This is a genomic window from Lelliottia sp. WB101, from assembly GCF_003051885.1.
GTDB lineage: Bacteria > Pseudomonadota > Gammaproteobacteria > Enterobacterales > Enterobacteriaceae > Enterobacter > Enterobacter nimipressuralis.
On record NZ_CP028520.1, the window covers coordinates 40,024 to 58,606 of the forward strand.

15 protein-coding genes, 3 tRNA genes, 3 rRNA genes and 1 pseudogene are annotated in these 18,583 nt (G+C 52.6%); 9 read left to right on the plus strand and 13 right to left on the minus strand.

The window, feature by feature from the left end; genetic code table 11:
- Positions 1–23: 23 nt before the first annotated feature.
- Positions 24–824 (minus strand): endonuclease/exonuclease/phosphatase family protein, encoded by an 801-nt coding sequence (locus DAI21_RS00190; RefSeq protein WP_100777529.1) that lies wholly within the window; start codon positions 822–824, stop codon positions 24–26.
- A gap of 138 nt (positions 825–962) precedes the next feature.
- A complete protein-coding gene (locus tag DAI21_RS00195; RefSeq protein ID WP_107702208.1) occupies positions 963–2,138 on the minus strand; it encodes an MFS transporter in 1,176 nt (391 codons plus the stop codon).
- Between the two features lie 104 nt (positions 2,139–2,242).
- Between DAI21_RS00195 and yafC the strand changes: the two are divergent.
- Positions 2,243–3,180, plus strand: a pseudogene (gene yafC / locus DAI21_RS00200) (DNA-binding transcriptional regulator YafC).
- Here yafC and dkgB read toward each other — a convergent pair.
- The 8 genes from dkgB to gmhB form a co-directional block, all read right to left on the minus strand.
- Positions 3,177–3,980: a 2,5-didehydrogluconate reductase DkgB gene (gene dkgB, locus DAI21_RS00205; protein ID WP_107702210.1), complete on the minus strand. Its 804-nt coding sequence runs from the start codon at positions 3,978–3,980 to the stop codon at positions 3,177–3,179. The pseudogene yafC and the gene dkgB overlap by 4 nt on opposite strands.
- A gap of 163 nt (positions 3,981–4,143) precedes the next feature.
- Positions 4,144–4,220: transfer RNA gene (locus tag DAI21_RS00210), tRNA-Asp, on the minus strand.
- Positions 4,221–4,275: 55 nt separating this feature from the next.
- Positions 4,276–4,391 (minus strand): 5S ribosomal RNA (gene rrf, locus DAI21_RS00215).
- Between the two features lie 95 nt (positions 4,392–4,486).
- Positions 4,487–7,391: ribosomal RNA gene (locus DAI21_RS00220) — 23S ribosomal RNA — on the minus strand.
- 207 nt (positions 7,392–7,598) lie between these two features.
- Positions 7,599–7,674: transfer RNA gene (locus DAI21_RS00225), tRNA-Ala, on the minus strand.
- 110 nt (positions 7,675–7,784) lie between these two features.
- Positions 7,785–7,861 (minus strand) — tRNA-Ile (locus DAI21_RS00230).
- Positions 7,862–7,932: 71 nt separating this feature from the next.
- A 16S ribosomal RNA gene (locus DAI21_RS00235) occupies positions 7,933–9,472 on the minus strand.
- The 16S, 23S and 5S rRNA genes sit together here with 3 tRNA genes alongside, the layout of an rRNA operon.
- Positions 9,473–9,844: 372 nt before the next feature.
- Positions 9,845–10,411, minus strand: coding sequence for a D-glycero-beta-D-manno-heptose 1,7-bisphosphate 7-phosphatase (gmhB, locus tag DAI21_RS00240; protein WP_107702211.1), 567 nt, complete (start codon positions 10,409–10,411; stop codon positions 9,845–9,847).
- A gap of 188 nt (positions 10,412–10,599) precedes the next feature.
- On the opposite strand from gmhB, the gene metN reads away from it, so the two are divergent.
- The 6 genes from metN to proS all read left to right on the plus strand — a co-directional run bounded on the left by metN (position 10,600) and on the right by proS (position 16,179).
- Positions 10,600–11,631, plus strand: coding sequence for a methionine ABC transporter ATP-binding protein MetN (gene metN, locus DAI21_RS00245; RefSeq protein WP_102104640.1), 1,032 nt, complete (start codon positions 10,600–10,602; stop codon positions 11,629–11,631).
- Positions 11,624–12,277 (plus strand): methionine ABC transporter permease MetI, encoded by a 654-nt coding sequence (locus tag DAI21_RS00250; protein WP_003856130.1) that lies wholly within the window; start codon positions 11,624–11,626, stop codon positions 12,275–12,277. The genes metN and DAI21_RS00250 overlap by 8 nt, the downstream gene beginning before the upstream one ends.
- A 38-nt stretch (positions 12,278–12,315) precedes the next feature.
- Positions 12,316–13,131, plus strand: coding sequence for a methionine ABC transporter substrate-binding lipoprotein MetQ (metQ, locus tag DAI21_RS00255; RefSeq protein ID WP_100777535.1), 816 nt, complete (start codon positions 12,316–12,318; stop codon positions 13,129–13,131).
- A gap of 107 nt (positions 13,132–13,238) precedes the next feature.
- Positions 13,239–13,643 (plus strand): Rcs stress response system protein RcsF, encoded by a 405-nt coding sequence (rcsF, locus tag DAI21_RS00260; protein ID WP_107702212.1) that lies wholly within the window; start codon positions 13,239–13,241, stop codon positions 13,641–13,643.
- Positions 13,640–14,347 carry a tRNA (N6-threonylcarbamoyladenosine(37)-N6)-methyltransferase TrmO gene (gene tsaA / locus DAI21_RS00265; protein ID WP_107702213.1) on the plus strand — a complete coding sequence of 236 codons (708 nt, stop codon included), beginning with the start codon at positions 13,640–13,642 and terminating at the stop codon, positions 14,345–14,347. The genes rcsF and tsaA overlap by 4 nt, the downstream gene beginning before the upstream one ends.
- Before the next feature lie 113 nt (positions 14,348–14,460).
- The gene (gene proS / locus DAI21_RS00270; protein WP_107702214.1) at positions 14,461–16,179 is read left to right on the plus strand and encodes a proline--tRNA ligase; all 1,719 of its coding nucleotides are present in this window, start codon (positions 14,461–14,463) and stop codon (positions 16,177–16,179) included.
- Between the two features lie 51 nt (positions 16,180–16,230).
- Here the strand turns inward: proS and nlpE are convergent, their stop codons facing one another.
- Genes nlpE through DAI21_RS00285 form a run of 3 tightly spaced genes read right to left on the minus strand, consistent with a single transcriptional unit; the run spans position 16,231 to position 17,928 of the window.
- Positions 16,231–16,929, minus strand: a complete 699-nt coding sequence (nlpE, locus tag DAI21_RS00275; RefSeq protein ID WP_100777539.1) for an envelope stress response activation lipoprotein NlpE — start codon at positions 16,927–16,929, stop codon at positions 16,231–16,233.
- Between the two features lie 34 nt (positions 16,930–16,963).
- Complete coding sequence (gene arfB / locus DAI21_RS00280; protein ID WP_100777540.1) at positions 16,964–17,386, minus strand: alternative ribosome rescue aminoacyl-tRNA hydrolase ArfB; 423 nt, start codon at positions 17,384–17,386, stop codon at positions 16,964–16,966.
- Entirely contained in the window at positions 17,383–17,928 is a 546-nt protein-coding gene (locus tag DAI21_RS00285) for a YaeQ family protein (RefSeq protein ID WP_107702215.1), read from the minus strand. The genes arfB and DAI21_RS00285 overlap by 4 nt, the downstream gene beginning before the upstream one ends.
- Positions 17,929–18,126: 198 nt before the next feature.
- Between DAI21_RS00285 and DAI21_RS00290 the strand changes: the two genes are divergently transcribed.
- Together DAI21_RS00290 and rof are read left to right on the plus strand one after the other, a co-directional pair.
- The gene (locus tag DAI21_RS00290) at positions 18,127–18,327 is read left to right on the plus strand and encodes a YaeP family protein (RefSeq protein WP_095280858.1); all 201 of its coding nucleotides are present in this window, start codon (positions 18,127–18,129) and stop codon (positions 18,325–18,327) included.
- Positions 18,314–18,574, plus strand: a complete 261-nt coding sequence (gene rof / locus DAI21_RS00295; RefSeq protein WP_100777542.1) for a Rho-binding antiterminator — start codon at positions 18,314–18,316, stop codon at positions 18,572–18,574. The genes DAI21_RS00290 and rof overlap by 14 nt, the downstream gene beginning before the upstream one ends.
- Positions 18,575–18,583 lie beyond the last annotated feature (9 nt).

Consider the following 18,583-nt stretch of genomic DNA (forward strand, 5'->3'; position numbering starts at 1 on the left):
CCGACGGCAGACCTGACGCACCATTACTTCTCAGGTTTGCCGGGACTGAATTCAACAAGTAGTGGATTGTGATCGGAGGCGCGCGTCACCAGTACAGAGGCTTCGTGCACATTCAGACCACGATAGAAGACAAAATCAAGCGGACGACCAAACGCTTTGCGCCGCTGATCGTCGGTGAAACGCACTTCGCGTAAGGACATTTCGCGCGCAAAGCGATACAACGCATTCATGCGCGGACGACTCCAGGCATTGAAATCCCCCGCCATAATAATCGGCCCACTGTGATGCGCGATCTGATCGCCAATGGGAAGTAACTGCTTACTATACACATCGACACCCAGGCTAAAATTCACGGCGTGAATGTTTACCACCATCAGCAGGCGGGTATCGGGCAGAGGATAGACGGTGACTAATGCCGATTTTGCCAGACGCAGAATAGGCTCGCGCTCACGCAGTGGACAGCAGTAAACCGGGTGCGCAGCGGAAAGCGTCATTACGCCCGAGGGGTGTTGGGGCAAGACAAAAGCGGGAACCTGGTCTGCGGCGAGGTAGTTGGTAGTTGCAAACCGAACCAGTTCAGGTGTGGTTTGGGCCTCCTGCAACAGCACCAGATGCGCATCCTTACCGAAATTCTTCAGCACGGATAACCACTCTGCACGCTGCTGTTTGAAGATATTCCACACCAGTACGCGAATTTTGTCATCGCTGCTCAAGGGGGCGCCAGCGGGCAATGCCTGGCCAAGACTCGCAAACGACCCCGGAGGCAAAATTCTCTCCGCAGGTTGTCCGGCAATATAGCGCATGGCATAGGTATTTTTTCGCACTTTTCGAAACGACCTCTATAGCATTGAACCAGCCCGGAAAACGGACTGGTTCTACTGTTATAGGGATTTTAGGTCACACTTTCAACGCAATTACTCATAAACCTCTGTCTGGTTTTGTAAGCAAGCGCTTACTGATACTTATCCCAGTGCTACACGAGCCGTTTTATCGAGGCGACCACTCAGGCCAATCAGCAGGAAAGCAGCGAGGACGATCACGGCACCAATCCACGGCGTTTGCGCTAAACCAAAGTGCTCAACCGTTTGCCCGCCGATGATGGAACCCAGCGCGATCCCTACGTTGAATGCGGCGATGTTAAGGCCAGAGGCGACATCTACGGCGTTAGGTGTATACAGTTCGGCCTTCTGCACTACGTAGACCTGCAGGCCGGGTACGTTGCCGAAGGCGAAAATCCCCATCACCAGAATCGTGCCCAGCGCCGCGTACTGTATGGAGGCGGTAAACTGGAACACCATCAGCAGCACAACCAGAGCCGCGAAGATGAATTTCAGCGCCGGTACTGCACCGTGTTTATCGGCAAGTTTGCCGCCCCAGATATTACCGATTGCGACAGAAACCCCGTATCCCAGCAAGATCCAGCTCACTGCACTCGGCGAGAAGCCGGCCAAATCCTGCATCATCGGCGCCAGGAAGGTGAACGCCGTAAAGACACCGCCGTAACCCAGAGCCGTGATGGCATAGATAATCAGCAATCGAGGGTGCGTCAGCACTTTCACCTGATCGCGAAGACTGGCACTCGCACGACCGGGGATATTTGACGGTACAAGGATCAGGCTTGCAATCAGCGCAATGACCCCCAGCAGTGAGACGGCCAGGAAAGTTTCACGCCAGCCAAAATGCTGTCCGATAAAGGTGCCCAGTGGCACGCCCGTCACCAGTGCAACCGTCAAACCGCCGAACATAATGGCGATGGCAGATGCCGCTTTCTCTTTGGGTACCAGGCTGGTCGCGATGGTTGAGCCAATCGAGAAGAACACGCCATGCGCGAGGCCAGTCAGCAGGCGGGCAATCACCAGCGTGGTATAGTCCGGTGCCTGCCAGGCCAGGATGTTCCCGGCGGTAAAGAGCACCATCAGCGCCATTAACAGCTGTTTACGTGGGAAACGTCCGGTTAACGCAGTCAGAACAGGTGCGCCAATCGCAACGCCCAGCGCGTAAATGGAGACCAGCAAACCAGCAGAAGGTAGAGAGATAGAAAGTTGATCGGCAATCGTAGGAACCAGCCCTACGATAACAAATTCGGTCGTGCCAATTGCGAAGGCACTGATCGTCAGGGCAAGAAGCGCCAGTGGCATAAAATACTCCGTATCATCAGGATTAAGATGACACGAAGTATGCACCAGTGTTTAAATAACAAAAATGGTCAAAATATCAATAGAATTTTGCGGGTGGTGCAATAATGAAAGCAACCTCAGAAGAGCTGGCAATCTTCGTGGCTGTCGTGGAAAGCGGGAGTTTTAGCCGGGCTGCAGAGCAGCTGGGACAAGCAAATTCGGCGATTAGCCGTTCCGTCAAAAAGCTGGAAATGAAGCTTGGGGTGAGTTTGCTGAACCGGACGACGCGGCAACTGAGCCTGACCGAAGAAGGTGAGCGCTATTTTCGCCGGGTGCAGTCGATTTTGCAGGAGATGGCCGCAGCAGAAACAGAGATCATGGAAACGCGGAGTACACCGCGCGGGCTTTTGCGCATCGATGCGGCCACTCCCGTCGTGCTGCATTTTCTGATGCCATTAGTGAAACCCTTTCGCGAACGTTACCCAGAGATGACCTTGTCGCTTGTATCCTCTGAGACGTTCATCAACCTGATTGAGCGCAAAGTGGATGTGGCTATTCGCGCCGGAACGCTGACGGACTCGAGCCTGCGCGCCCGTCCGCTGTTTACCAGCTATCGCAAAATCATCGCCTCACCCGACTATATTGCGCAATATGGTAAACCTGAGACGGTAGAGGAGTTAAAAAACCATCTCTGTCTGGGATTCACAGAGCCGTTATCGCTGAATACCTGGCCGATTGCCTGCAGCGACGGTCAACTTCATGAGATTACCAGCGGGCTGTCCTCTAACAGTGGGGAGACACTGAAACAGCTCTGTCTTAGCGGGAATGGGATTGCCTGTCTGTCTGACTATATGATTAATAAAGAGTTAGCCCGGGGTGAGCTGGTCGAGTTGATGGAAGACAAACGTCTGCCGGTGGAGATGCCCTTTAGTGCAGTTTATTACAGCGACCGCGCAGTCAGTACCCGTATCCGGGCATTTATCGACTTTCTGAGTGAGCATATAAAACAGCTCCCGAAGGAGCTGTGAGAGGGTTTGAGGCTACAGAGGGTGAGTTAAATTAATCCCAGTTTGGGGCCAGACCTTCCGGGCTGACCAGGCGGTCGTTGCAATCAAGCGCAGCGATCGCTTTTTGATCTTCAGCGTCCAGCTTGAGATCCCGCGCCAGAAGGTTGCTCGCCAGGTTCTCACGTTTCGTTGAGGAAGGGATCACGGCATAACCTTCCCCCATCGCCCACGCCAGGATAACCTGCGCCGCCGTAGCATTGTGCTTATCAGCAATACGCGCAATGACTTCATCTTTCAACGCTTTACCATACGCCAGCGTCATGTAAGACGTAATGTGAATGCCTTTCTCTTTGGCCCAGTTCACCACTTTACGGTTTTGCAGGTACGGGGAAAGCTCAATCTGATTGGTGGCAATATTCTCTACGCCAACGGCCGCAATCGCCTTTTCCATCAATGGAATAGTGAAATTTGAGATCCCAATGTTGCGAGTCAAACCTAACTTTTTAGCTTCCAGAAGTGCCAGCATAGTTTCTTCAACAGAAACAGCATCACCAGGTGAAGGCCAGTGGATCAGCGTCAGATCGACATAATCGGTACGCAGCTTTTCCAGGCTCTCTTTCAGGCTTGGGATCAGCTTGTCTTTACTGAGGTTCTCCGTCCAGATCTTCGTCGTGATGAATAATTCTTCACGTGGTAAGCCGCTTTCTTCAATGGCCTGGCCTACAGCTGCTTCGTTGCCATAAATTTGTGCCGTATCGACGGTACGATAACCTAATTCGAGAGCGGTTTTAACAGATGCGATGACGATGTCGTCTTTCAGGCGGAAGGTGCCAAGACCGAATGCAGGGATAGTCATGTAAATCCTCTTTAATCATTATGTTCGTTAACTGAGGATGATTATCGCGTGGTAAAGGTATGTTGAAAAAGAGTGAAATATGCAGAGGATTTTTGCGTTTATAGCAATAATTAAATTTCAGACAAGAAAAAGCCCTGAGCGTTAACTCAGGGCTTTTAATAAGTGGCGGAACGGACGGGACTCGAACCCGCGACCCCCTGCGTGACAGGCAGGTATTCTAACCGACTGAACTACCGCTCCACCGAAGACTTCTGTAACCACCGGATTCATGCACCGGTTTACTACTTAATTTGATGCCTGGCAGTTCCCTACTCTCACATGGGGAGACCCCACACTACCATCGGCGCTACGGCGTTTCACTTCTGAGTTCGGCATGGGGTCAGGTGGGACCACCGCGCTAAAGCCGCCAGGCAAATTCTGTATCAACACGCATTCCTGCGCATTAATTAATCTGTATCAGCTGAAAATCGACTGTCTCTGCTTCGCCAAAACATCTTCGGCGTTGTAAGGTTAAGCCTCACGGTTCATTAGTACTGGTTAGCTCAATACATCGCTGCACTTACACACCCAGCCTATCAACGTCGTAGTCTTCAACGTTCCTTCAGGACCCTTAAAGGGTCAGGGAGAACTCATCTCGGGGCAAGTTTCGTGCTTAGATGCTTTCAGCACTTATCTTTTCCGCATTTAGCTACCGGGCAATGCCATTGGCATGACAACCCGAACACCAGTGATGCGTCCACTCCGGTCCTCTCGTACTAGGAGCAGCCCCCTCAATTCTCCAGCGCCCACGGCAGATAGGGACCGAACTGTCTCACGACGTTCTAAACCCAGCTCGCGTACCACTTTAAACGGCGAACAGCCGTACCCTTGGGACCTACTTCAGCCCCAGGATGTGATGAGCCGACATCGAGGTGCCAAACACCGCCGTCGATATGAACTCTTGGGCGGTATCAGCCTGTTATCCCCGGAGTACCTTTTATCCGTTGAGCGATGGCCCTTCCATTCAGAACCACCGGATCACTATGACCTGCTTTCGCACCTGCTCGAGCCGTCACTCTCGCAGTCAAGCTAGCTTATGCCATTGCACTAACCTCCTGATGTCCGACCAGGATTAGCTAACCTTCGTGCTCCTCCGTTACTCTTTAGGAGGAGACCGCCCCAGTCAAACTACCCACCAGACACTGTCCGCAACCCGGATCACGGGTCTACGTTAGAACACCAGCCATTAAAGGGTGGTATTTCAAGGTTGGCTCCACGCAGACTGGCGTCCACGCTTCAAAGCCTCCCACCTATCCTACACATCAAGGACCAGTGTTCAGTGTCAAGCTATAGTAAAGGTTCACGGGGTCTTTCCGTCTTGCCGCGGGTACACTGCATCTTCACAGCGAGTTCAATTTCACTGAGTCTCGGGTGGAGACAGCCTGGCCATCATTACGCCATTCGTGCAGGTCGGAACTTACCCGACAAGGAATTTCGCTACCTTAGGACCGTTATAGTTACGGCCGCCGTTTACCGGGGCTTCGATCAAGAGCTTCGCGTTGCCGCTAACCCCATCAATTAACCTTCCGGCACCGGGCAGGCGTCACACCGTATACGTCCACTTTCGTGTTTGCACAGTGCTGTGTTTTTAATAAACAGTTGCAGCCAGCTGGTATCTTCGACTGGTTTCAGCTCCGTCCGCAGGGACTTCACCTACACACCAGCGTGCCTTCTCCCGAAGTTACGGCACCATTTTGCCTAGTTCCTTCACCCGAGTTCTCTCAAGCGCCTTGGTATTCTCTACCTGACCACCTGTGTCGGTTTGGGGTACGATTTGATGTTACCTGATGCTTAGAGGCTTTTCCTGGAAGCAGGGCATTTGTTACTTCAGCACCGTAGTGCCTCGTCATCACACCTCAGCGTTAAAAAGGTACCGGATTTACCTGGAACCTCCGCCTACATGCTTAAACCGGGACAACCGTCGCCCGGCTAACATAGCCTTCTCCGTCCCCCCTTCGCAGTAACACCAAGTACAGGAATATTAACCTGTTTCCCATCGACTACGCCTTTCGGCCTCGCCTTAGGGGTCGACTCACCCTGCCCCGATTAACGTTGGACAGGAACCCTTGGTCTTCCGGCGAGCGGGCTTTTCACCCGCTTTATCGTTACTTATGTCAGCATTCGCACTTCTGATACCTCCAGCATGCCTCACAGCACACCTTCAACGGCTTACAGAACGCTCCCCTACCCAACAACGCATAAGCGTCGCTGCCGCAGCTTCGGTGCATGGTTTAGCCCCGTTACATCTTCCGCGCAGGCCGACTCGACCAGTGAGCTATTACGCTTTCTTTAAATGATGGCTGCTTCTAAGCCAACATCCTGGCTGTCTGTGCCTTCCCACATCGTTTCCCACTTAACCATGACTTTGGGACCTTAGCTGGCGGTCTGGGTTGTTTCCCTCTTCACGACGGACGTTAGCACCCGCCGTGTGTCTCCCGTGATAACATTCTTCGGTATTCGTAGTTTGCATCGGGTTGGTAAGCCGGGATGGCCCCCTAGCCGAAACAGTGCTCTACCCCCGAAGATGAGTTCACGAGGCGCTACCTAAATAGCTTTCGGGGAGAACCAGCTATCTCCCGGTTTGATTGGCCTTTCACCCCCAGCCACAAGTCATCCGCTAATTTTTCAACATTAGTCGGTTCGGTCCTCCAGTTAGTGTTACCCAACCTTCAACCTGCCCATGGCTAGATCACCGGGTTTCGGGTCTATACCCTGCAACTTAACGCCCAGTTAAGACTCGGTTTCCCTTCGGCTCCCCTATACGGTTAACCTTGCTACAGAATATAAGTCGCTGACCCATTATACAAAAGGTACGCAGTCACCCCATAAAGAGGCTCCCACTGCTTGTACGTACACGGTTTCAGGTTCTTTTTCACTCCCCTCGCCGGGGTTCTTTTCGCCTTTCCCTCACGGTACTGGTTCACTATCGGTCAGTCAGGAGTATTTAGCCTTGGAGGATGGTCCCCCCATATTCAGACAGGATACCACGTGTCCCGCCCTACTCTTCGAGTTCACAACGTGTGCATTTTTGTGTACGGGACTTTCACCCTGTATCGTGCGACTTTCCAGACGCTTCCACTAACACACGCGCTGATTCAGACTCTGGGCTCCTCCCCGTTCGCTCGCCGCTACTGGGGGAATCTCGGTTGATTTCTTTTCCTCGGGGTACTTAGATGTTTCAGTTCCCCCGGTTCGCCTCATGCCACTATGTATTCATGACATGATAGTGTGTCGGAACACACTGGGTTTCCCCATTCGGGTATCGCCGGGTCAAAGGTTCATATCACCTCGCCGACGCTTATCGCAGATTAGCACGCCCTTCATCGCCTCTGACTGCCAGGGCATCCACCGTGTACGCTTAGTCGCTTAACCTCACAACCCGAAGATGTTTCGTAAAACATCATCGTGTCGCGAAAATTTGAGAGACTCGAACACACCGTCACTCTGTTCTTATTACGGAGAACAGACGCAGCGTGTCGTTTCAATTTTCAGCTTGATCCAGATTTTTAAAGAGCAAAACTTCGCAGTGAACCTTTTCAGGTACACTCTGAAGTTTTCTTGTTGTTCGCAGTAAAAGGATGGTGGAGCTATGCGGGATCGAACCGCAGACCTCCTGCGTGCAAGGCAGGCGCTCTCCCAGCTGAGCTATAACCCCATCACAAATGCTAAATCTCATTACCGGTAATTTAGACTGAGACAAGGCGTGGAAGGACGAAGCATACTGAAGTATGCGAGCCGTTTCACAACGCAGTATCAGGATAAATTTGGTAGGCCTGAGTGGACTTGAACCACCGACCTCACCCTTATCAGGGGTGCGCTCTAACCACCTGAGCTACAAGCCTGCAGAGATTTTTTACTGCTTATTTTTCATCAGACAATCTGTGTGGACACTACAAAGGCAGGTTCTTTCAGGTAAGGAGGTGATCCAACCGCAGGTTCCCCTACGGTTACCTTGTTACGACTTCACCCCAGTCATGAATCACAAAGTGGTAAGCGCCCTCCCGAAGGTTAAGCTACCTACTTCTTTTGCAACCCACTCCCATGGTGTGACGGGCGGTGTGTACAAGGCCCGGGAACGTATTCACCGTAGCATTCTGATCTACGATTACTAGCGATTCCGACTTCATGGAGTCGAGTTGCAGACTCCAATCCGGACTACGACGTACTTTATGAGGTCCGCTTGCTCTCGCGAGGTCGCTTCTCTTTGTATACGCCATTGTAGCACGTGTGTAGCCCTACTCGTAAGGGCCATGATGACTTGACGTCATCCCCACCTTCCTCCAGTTTATCACTGGCAGTCTCCTTTGAGTTCCCGGCCGGACCGCTGGCAACAAAGGATAAGGGTTGCGCTCGTTGCGGGACTTAACCCAACATTTCACAACACGAGCTGACGACAGCCATGCAGCACCTGTCTCAGAGTTCCCGAAGGCACCAAAGCATCTCTGCTAAGTTCTCTGGATGTCAAGAGTAGGTAAGGTTCTTCGCGTTGCATCGAATTAAACCACATGCTCCACCGCTTGTGCGGGCCCCCGTCAATTCATTTGAGTTTTAACCTTGCGGCCGTACTCCCCAGGCGGTCGACTTAACGCGTTAGCTCCGGAAGCCACTCCTCAAGGGAACAACCTCCAAGTCGACATCGTTTACGGCGTGGACTACCAGGGTATCTAATCCTGTTTGCTCCCCACGCTTTCGCACCTGAGCGTCAGTCTTTGTCCAGGGGGCCGCCTTCGCCACCGGTATTCCTCCAGATCTCTACGCATTTCACCGCTACACCTGGAATTCTACCCCCCTCTACAAGACTCTAGCCTGCCAGTTTCGAATGCAGTTCCCAGGTTGAGCCCGGGGATTTCACATCCGACTTGACAGACCGCCTGCGTGCGCTTTACGCCCAGTAATTCCGATTAACGCTTGCACCCTCCGTATTACCGCGGCTGCTGGCACGGAGTTAGCCGGTGCTTCTTCTGCGAGTAACGTCAATCACTGAGGTTATTAACCTCAATGCCTTCCTCCTCGCTGAAAGTACTTTACAACCCGAAGGCCTTCTTCATACACGCGGCATGGCTGCATCAGGCTTGCGCCCATTGTGCAATATTCCCCACTGCTGCCTCCCGTAGGAGTCTGGACCGTGTCTCAGTTCCAGTGTGGCTGGTCATCCTCTCAGACCAGCTAGGGATCGTCGCCTAGGTGAGCCGTTACCCCACCTACTAGCTAATCCCATCTGGGCACATCTGATGGCAAGAGGCCCGAAGGTCCCCCTCTTTGGTCTTGCGACGTTATGCGGTATTAGCTACCGTTTCCAGTAGTTATCCCCCTCCATCAGGCAGTTTCCCAGACATTACTCACCCGTCCGCCGCTCGTCACCCGAGAGCAAGCTCTCTGTGCTACCGCTCGACTTGCATGTGTTAGGCCTGCCGCCAGCGTTCAATCTGAGCCATGATCAAACTCTTCAATTTAAGTTTGATGCTCGTGAATTAAACTTCGTAATGAATTACGTATGTTCACTCAGAGACTTTGAGTATTCATTTAGCGTCTTTCGACGTTTAGAATCCATGTCACTTTGAGTGCCCACACAGATTGTCTGATAAATTGTTAAAGAGCAGTGCAACGCGGCTTTCGCTCACCGTTGCGAGGTGGCGTATATTACGCTTTCCTCTTTCAGAGTCAACCCTGAATTTCAGGATTTTTTCTCCTCAACCGAACCGGCTGTTTGTGTGAAGTGATTCACATCTGCCGTGTCGATGGAGGCGCATTATAGGGAGCTTCAGAGGAATGACAAGCGGAAAAATACATTTTTATTTCAACCGCTCATTTTTTCAACGTGACGCCTATTTTTGCTGCATTTTGAGCGCTTTTGGCAGGTCTGCAAGGCTATTCAGTACCAGATCTGCCGCGCTTTCAGCTTCTGGGGTAACCGGCTTACCGGTGCGAACTAATACTTTAGTGCCCACGCCTGCTGCTGTTGCCGCCTGCATATCTTCCAGTTTGTCGCCCACCATATAAGAAGAGGCCATATCAATGTGCAGGAATTCCTGCGCAGAGATAAACATCCCAGGATGAGGTTTACGGCAATCACATGTCTGGCGGTATTCTTCGACGGTCCCTTGCGGGTGATGCGGACAATAATAGATACCGTCCAGCTCTACATCCCGATCGGCCAGTGACCAGTCCATCCACTCGGTCAGCGTTTCGAATTGCGCTTCGGTAAATTTACCCCGGGCGATCCCCGACTGATTGGTCACCACCACCAGCGCATACCCCATCGCTTTAAGTTCGCGCATGGCGTCAATAACGCCGTCGATGAATTCGAACTCATCAATCTCATGCACATAACCGTGATCGACATTAATGGTGCCGTCACGATCGAGAAAAATTGCGGGTACTGATTTTGCCACGGGTTTGCTCCTGAAAAAGGCATGTGCCGCTATTATCTCATGTTTCACCGCGCAAGAAAGTGCTCATCGCGCACTGTTGGATTGATTTAGACGTCTGGATGCCTTAACATCCATTTTGTTTACGGTTGAACCCCGTATCTGGCAGAACAAAATGCCACGGCTAACTTACATACGATAAAAATAATCTAATGATTAAACTTTCCAATATCACCAAAGTGTTCCAGCAAGGAACCCGAACCATTCAGGCGCTGAACAATGTCAGCCTGCATGTTCCGGCTGGACAGATTTATGGCGTCATTGGCGCATCGGGTGCCGGTAAAAGTACGCTCATCCGTTGCGTTAACCTGCTCGAGCGTCCGACCGAAGGTAGCGTCCAGGTTGGCGGCCAGGAACTGACCAAACTTTCCGAAAAAGAATTAACTCAGGCCCGTCGTCAGATAGGCATGATTTTCCAGCACTTTAACCTGCTGGCATCACGTACTGTTTTTGGTAACGTTGCGCTTCCGCTGGAGCTGGACAACACGCCAAAAGAAGAAGTGAAACTCCGGGTAACCGAGCTGCTGGAGTTGGTTGGCCTGTCTGATAAGCATGACAGCTACCCGGCTAATCTGTCCGGTGGCCAGAAACAGCGCGTGGCGATAGCCCGTGCGCTGGCAAGCAACCCTAAAGTGCTGCTCTGCGACGAAGCCACCAGCGCACTGGATCCGGCAACCACCCGCTCTATTCTGGAATTATTGAAAGACATAAACCGTCGCCTCGGGCTGACCATCCTTCTTATTACTCATGAGATGGATGTTGTTAAGCGCATTTGCGATTGCGTTGCGGTAATCAGCAACGGTGAACTGATCGAGCAGGACACCGTCAGCGAAGTGTTCTCGCATCCGAAAACGCCCCTTGCCCAGCAGTTCATTCAGTCCACTCTGCATCTGGATATCCCGGAAGATTATCTGGCGCGTTTAAAAGTGGAATCAGCTCCTGACAGCGTTCCAATGTTGCGCATGGAATTCACCGGTCAGTCCGTTGATGCCCCTCTGCTTTCCGAAACAGCACGTCGCTTTAATGTGAATAACAACATTATTAGCGCTCAGATGGATTACGCCGGTGGCGTGAAGTTCGGCATCATGCTGACGGAAATGCACGGAACACAAGAAGAGACGCAAGCCGCAATTGCCTGGCTGCAGGAACACCATGTAAAAGTAGAGGTACTGGGTTATGTCTGAGCCGATGATGTGGCTGCTGGTTCGCGGCGTTTGGGAAACGCTGGCAATGACCTTCGTATCAGGATTCTTTGGTTTTGTGATTGGCCTGCCGGTTGGCGTGCTGCTGTACGTCACGCGTCCAGGGCAAATTATCGAAAACGCGAAGCTTTACCGCACGCTCTCTGCGCTGGTAAACATCTTCCGGTCGATTCCTTTTATTATCCTGCTGGTGTGGATGATTCCATTTACTCGTGTCATCGTGGGGACATCGATTGGTCTGCAGGCTGCCATTGTGCCGCTGACCGTAGGCGCCGCGCCGTTTATCGCGCGTATGGTTGAGAATGCTCTGCTGGAAATTCCAACCGGTCTGATCGAGGCCTCTCGTGCCATGGGCGCGACGCCAATGCAGATCGTACGCAAAGTGCTGTTACCCGAAGCGCTGCCAGGTCTGGTGAATGCGGCAACGATTACCCTTATCACGCTGGTCGGGTATTCCGCCATGGGCGGTGCTGTCGGGGCGGGCGGTCTGGGTCAGATCGGCTATCAATATGGTTATATTGGTTATAACGCTACCGTAATGAACACCGTTCTGGTATTGCTGGTTGTGCTGGTATATCTCATTCAATTCTCTGGCGATCGCATCGTCCGGGCTGTTACTCACAAATAACGTTACACAACGCAAACTCGACGAATTAAGGATATAACATGACGTTTAAATTGAAGACCTTTGCTGCGGTAGGCGCACTGATCGGCTCCCTGGCTCTGGTGGGTTGCGGTCAGGATGAAAAAGATCCAAACCATATCAAAGTGGGCGTCATTGTTGGCGCTGAGCAGCAGGTTGCAGAAGTTGCGCAGAAAGTCGCAAAAGAGAAGTATGGCCTGGACGTTGAGCTGGTAACCTTTAACGACTATGTTCTGCCGAACGAAGCGCTGAGCAAAGGCGACATCGATGCTAACGCCTTCCAGCACAAACCATATCTGGATCAGCAGATTAAAGACCGTGGCTACAAACTGGTTGCCGTAGCGAACACCTTCGTTTATCCAATTGCTGGCTACTCTAAAAAAATCAAATCTCTGGAAGAACTGCAGCCGGGTTCTCAGGTCGCGATTCCTAACGACCCAACCAACCTGGGCCGTTCGCTGCTGCTGCTGCAGAAAGTGGGTCTGATCAAACTGAAAGATGGCGTGGGCTTGCTGCCAACCGTGCTGGATGTGACTGAAAACCCGAAAAACCTGAAGCTGGTTGAGCTGGAAGCACCACAGCTGCCACGCTCTCTGGACGATGCGCAGATTGCGCTGGCGGTGATCAACACCACTTACGCCAGCCAGATTGGCCTGACACCAGCAAAAGACGGCATCTTTGTTGAAGACAAAGACTCCCCGTACGTTAACCTGATCGTGAGCCGCGAAGATAACAAAGACGCGGAAAACGTGAAAAAATTCGTTCAGGCATACCAGTCTGAAGAAGTTTACCAGGAAGCCAACAAAGTGTTTAACGGCGGCGCTGTTAAAGGCTGGTAATCTGACCTTTCTGTAATATCATTCAAGACGGGCGAAAGCCCGTCTTGTCATTTATGCAGGCAACTGATTCAATAACTGACGATTTGATTATTCATTGAGGAAATATTATGCGTGCTTTACCGATCTGTCTTTTAGCACTCATGCTGAGCGGCTGTTCAATGCTAAGCAGATCTCCTGTTGAACCTGTTAAAAGCACTGCAACCCCACCGAAGGTGGAGCCAGCAAAACCAAAACCGCCGCGTCCTGCGCCGGTAAAAATCTACACCAAAGCTGAAGATCTGATTGGCAAGCCATTCCGCGATCTGGGTGAAGTCACCGGTGAATCCTGCCAGGCCAGCAATCAGGACTCTCCGCCAAATATCCCAACGGCGCGTAAACGCCTGCAGATTAATGCCGCCAAAATGAAAGCCAACGCCGTCTTGCTGCACAGCTGTGAAGTTACCAGCGGTACGCCAGGCTGCTATCGTCAGGCTGTGTGTATGGGCAACGCCCTTAACGTCACGGCTAAATGAGTGCATTTCAGTTTGAGCAGATAGGTGTTATCCGCTCGCCTTATAAAGAGAAGTTTGCCGTGCCACGCCAGCCTGGTCTGGTCAAAAGCGGCGGCGGCGAACTTCACTTAATTGCCCCTTATAACCAGGCCGATGCGGTGCGTGGCCTGGAGGCATTCAGCCATCTGTGGGTGCTGTTTATCTTTCATCAAACGATGGAAGGTGGCTGGCGCCCGACGGTACGCCCTCCCCGACTGGGCGGGAATGCCAGAATGGGGGTGTTTGCCACGCGTTCGACCTTCCGCCCAAATCCTGTAGGCATGTCGCTCGTTGAGCTACAAGGCATTCGCTGCCAGAAGGATCAGGTGATTCTGCAGTTAGGCAGTCTGGATCTGGTCGACGGCACGCCCGTGGTGGATATCAAACCCTATCTGCCCTTTGCCGAAGCGCTGCCCGACGCTCGCGCGAGCTATGCCCAGCAGGCCCCATCGGCAGATATGCCCGTTGGATTCACGGCAGAGGTCAGCACACAGCTCCTGCATCTGGAAAAGCGTTACCCTCGCCTGAAAGATTTTATTGTCGACGTTCTGGCGCAAGATCCGCGACCCGCCTACAGAAAAGAGGAAGAGGCAGGCAAAACATACGCCGTCCTGTTGCTCGATTTTAACGTACGCTGGCGCGTCACCGAGGCAGGTTTTGAAGTCTTTGCGCTGGAAGAGCGCTAATTTTATTTTTCCTCTCTTTTGGCATCTTTGCCACACTGGTAAACTAAACCACTTTTTTTGTGTCAGTCTGACGTTTCAGCCTGGTCCAATCGTCGAAATGGAACCGTAACAACATGCGTACTAGCCAATATCTGCTCTCCACACTGAAGGAGACACCTGCCGACGCTGAAGTCATCAGCCACCAGCTGATGCTGCGCGCCGGGATGATCCGCAAGCTGGCCTCCGGGTTGTACACCTGGTTGCCGACCGGCCTGCGCGTCCTGAAAAAAGTCGAAAACATCGTGCGTGAAGAGATGAACAACGCCGGTGCTATCGAGGTGTCCATGCCTGTGGTTCAGCCCGCTGACCTGTGGATGGAAAGTGGTCGCTGGGAGCAGTACGGCCCGGAACTGCTGCGCTTTGTTGATCGCGGCGAGCGTCCGTTTGTGCTCGGCCCAACGCATGAAGAAGTGATCACTGACCTGATCCGTAACGAGCTGAACTCGTACAAACAGCTGCCGCTGAACTTCTTCCAGATCCAGACCAAGTTCCGTGACGAAGTTCGCCCGCGTTTCGGCGTGATGCGTTCCCGCGAATTCCTGATGAAAGATGCCTACTCTTTCCATACCTCACAGGAATCTCTGCAGGAAACTTACGACGTGATGTACGGTGCCTACAGCAAAATCTTCTCCCGTATGGGTCTGGATTTCCGCGCTGTACAGGCTGATACCGGTTCAATCGGCGGTAGCGCCTCTCACGAATTCCAGGTGCTGGCTCTGAGCGGCGAAGATGATGTGATCTTCTCCGATACCTCTGACTACGCGGCGAACATCGAATTTGCCGAAGCGCTGGCACCAGCCACTCCGCGCGCAGCGGCGACCGAAGAGATGAAACTGGTCGACACGCCAAACGCGAAAACCATCGCCGAGCTGGTTGAGCAGTTCAATCTGCCGATTGAGAAAACGGTGAAAACGCTGCTGGTGAAATCCGTTGAAGGTAGCGCGTATCCGCTGGTTGCCCTGCTGGTTCGTGGCGATCACGAGCTGAACGAAGTGAAAGCCGAAAAACTGCCGCAGGTTGCAAGCCCGCTGACATTTGCCACCGAAGCGGAAATCCGCGCGGTGATTAATGCAGGTCCAGGTTCGCTGGGTCCAGTTAATCTGCCGGTTCCAGTCGTTATCGACCGTACCGTTGCCGCCATGAGCGATTTCTCTGCTGGCGCTAACATCGACGGTAAGCACTACTTTGGCATCAACTGGGATCGCGACACCGCGACGCCAGAAGTGGCGGATATCCGTAACGTGGTTGCCGGCGATCCAAGCCCGGACGGCCAGGGTCATCTTCAGATTAAACGCGGTATCGAAGTGGGCCATATCTTCCAGTTGGGGACGAAGTACTCCCAGGCGCTGAACGCAGCCGTTCAGGGTGAAGACGGTCGTAACCAGACCCTGACCATGGGTTGCTACGGTATCGGTGTGACGCGCGTTGTGGCTGCTGCCATTGAGCAGAACCACGACGAGCGCGGCATCGTCTGGCCAGACAATATCGCGCCGTTCCAGGTAGCGATTTTGCCAATGAACATGCACAAGTCTTACCGTGTTCAGGAACTGGCTGAGAAACTGTACAGCGAACTTCGCGCGCAGGGCATCGAAGTGCTGATGGACGACCGTAAAGAGCGTCCGGGCGTGATGTTTGCGGATATGGAACTGATCGGTATCCCACACACAGTCGTCATCGGCGACCGTAACCTCGACAGCGACGAGATTGAATACAAATACCGTCGCAGCGGCGAGAAGCAGATGATCAAGACTGGCGACATTCTTGATTACCTGGTGAAAGCCATCAAAGGTTAAGACATAAAAAACCCCGCCTCGGCGGGGTTTTCTTTTACGTCTGATTCAGTCCTACTTGCTGTCGCAGTCTTTACCCGCCACAAACTTCGCATTCTTATCCGTCACCAGCGTTTTGACCATCTCACCGCTGTCAGGGTTCGGCTCCAGCGTGAAGTGACCGTCCACCGTCAACAGTACCGGCTTGCTGTCATTCCCGCGCGCCACGGCATAATCACGTTCCAGTTGGGCATTGTTCGCGACACTCACTTTTTTGCCTGTTACACAGTCGGTGAAGACCGCTGCATCCGCCATGTAGAAATACATGCCGCGCATTGCCATTGGGGTGGACGGCAGCGCCGCTTTAACTGGCGCAAGGGTGTAATTAAACTGGGACTCGATTGGATTCCCTTCTCGATCCAGCATCTCCATGCCCTCGCCTTTGGCACGGAAATAGGTTTTCTCGCCTTCAGCATCCGTCAGCACCAGCTTCTCAGCCGTGCGTGCCCATTTACCATAAGACGCAAAGGAAGAGGGCTCTTTCGCGCCCTGATAGCGCTGGTTCATCACCCATGAACCGTCCTTTTCCAGGAACAGAGTCGTTTCAATACCTTCACAGTCTGCGCACGGCAGAACGCCGCGCCAGCTCTGCTGCATCGGCTTCAACTCTTCCGAATGCGTCGGTTGCAGAGTCTGCATCTCGGCACGGTTGTTACACCCTATTAATGCAAACAGTGTGGACGCGGCCAACACTGACAATATCGCTTTATTCACGATGAATTCCTTATAACAATGTAATCCTGGTACGTTATTCCTGGGGCCGACGTACTTTTCCACGCAGTGATTTTACGGTGGATTTCTGCGCTTTTGATGACAATCGGCGCTCTTTCGACGCCCGCGTCGGTCGCGTGGCCCGGCGGCTTTTTTGCACCGCAGTAAGCTCCTGTATGACCGCCACCAGCCGGGAAAGTGCGGCTTCGCGATTCAAATCCTGGCTGCGGTACTCTTGCGCCTTAATAATGATGACGCCATCGCTGGTAATCAGATGATGGCTGGCAGCCAGCAGGGCTTCTTTATAGGACTCTGGCAGGCTGGAGGCCCGAATGTCAAAGCGCAGATGAATCGCCGTTGAGGCTTTATTTACATGCTGGCCGCCCGCACCCTGAGCCCGGATCGCGGTAATTTCCAGCTCATTATCAGGAATGGTAACGGTTCGGGACACCACAATCATGAGGGGGATTGCCACGCAGTCAGATGAATTTCCAGATTATTCTGAGCATCAGACAGCCAGATTGCCCCATCCTGAATCGTCGCCTGCAGTGCCATCGTACGGGTGGCAAACGCGGTCAGTTGCGCCAGCTGTTCGTCATCCAGATACCATACCGACAGGTGCGAATACTGCGCGCATTTACGCTGGTTTTGCTGCCACCAGATCTCCGCAGCACGTTGATTATAGGCGAAAATCGCGACTTCAGCCGCCTGAGTGCAGGCCTTTTTCATACGACGCTCGTCCGGCAGACCCAGTTCGATCCACAAATCGATACCCATATGATCGTTACGCAGCCAGGCTTCCGGCTCTTCTTCAGCGCTCAAACCACGCGTAAATTGCAGGCGTTCATTGGCGTACTTTATCCACGCCAGCAGGCGCAGCATCATGCGCTCCTGCGTTTCGGACGGGTGACGGGCCAGCGTTAACGACGCATCGAGAAACTGGTTGCGGTCAAGGTCAGCTACGTTGACTACCGCTTTATAAATTGTCGCTTTCAGCGCCATGAGAGAACTCCATTCGAATCAGGTGCCCATTGTAGCGAAATTCCGGCCAAAAGGCTGTTACGCAGCGGCGAATCTCAGCAATATCAAGGCGCTGATATTGCTTGAATGAGTATGGTATAGTCACCTTGCTAAACCGAGTTTATCTTCGTAGGCTTAAGTGTATCTCACAGTAACGTCAGTGCGCTGGCAGGAGGGGATGTGGAAAATTATTGTGAGTTAATTCGCAAAAGGTATGCGGAAATTGCCAGCGGAGATCTGGGGTATATCCCGGATGCGTTGGGCTGTGTATTGAAAGTGCTGAATGAAGTGGCGTCGGACGCCAGCCTTTCAGAATCGGTCAGGGAAAAAGCGGCGTATGCTGCTGCGAATTTACTGGTGAGCGATTATGTCAATGAATGATACCTATCAACCCATCAACTGTGATGACTACGATAACCTCGAGCTTGCCTGCCAGAATCACCTGATCCTGGCGCTGGCCTTAAAAGACGGCGAGGAGCTGAAAGCAAAAGCGAGTGACCTTGTATCACGTAAGAACGTTGAATATCTGGTCGTCGAAGACGCAGGTGCAACGCGTGAACTTCGTCTCGATAAAATTGCCAGCTTTAGTCATCCGGATATCGGCACCGTCGTGGTGAGCGAATCCTAATTCCTTTTA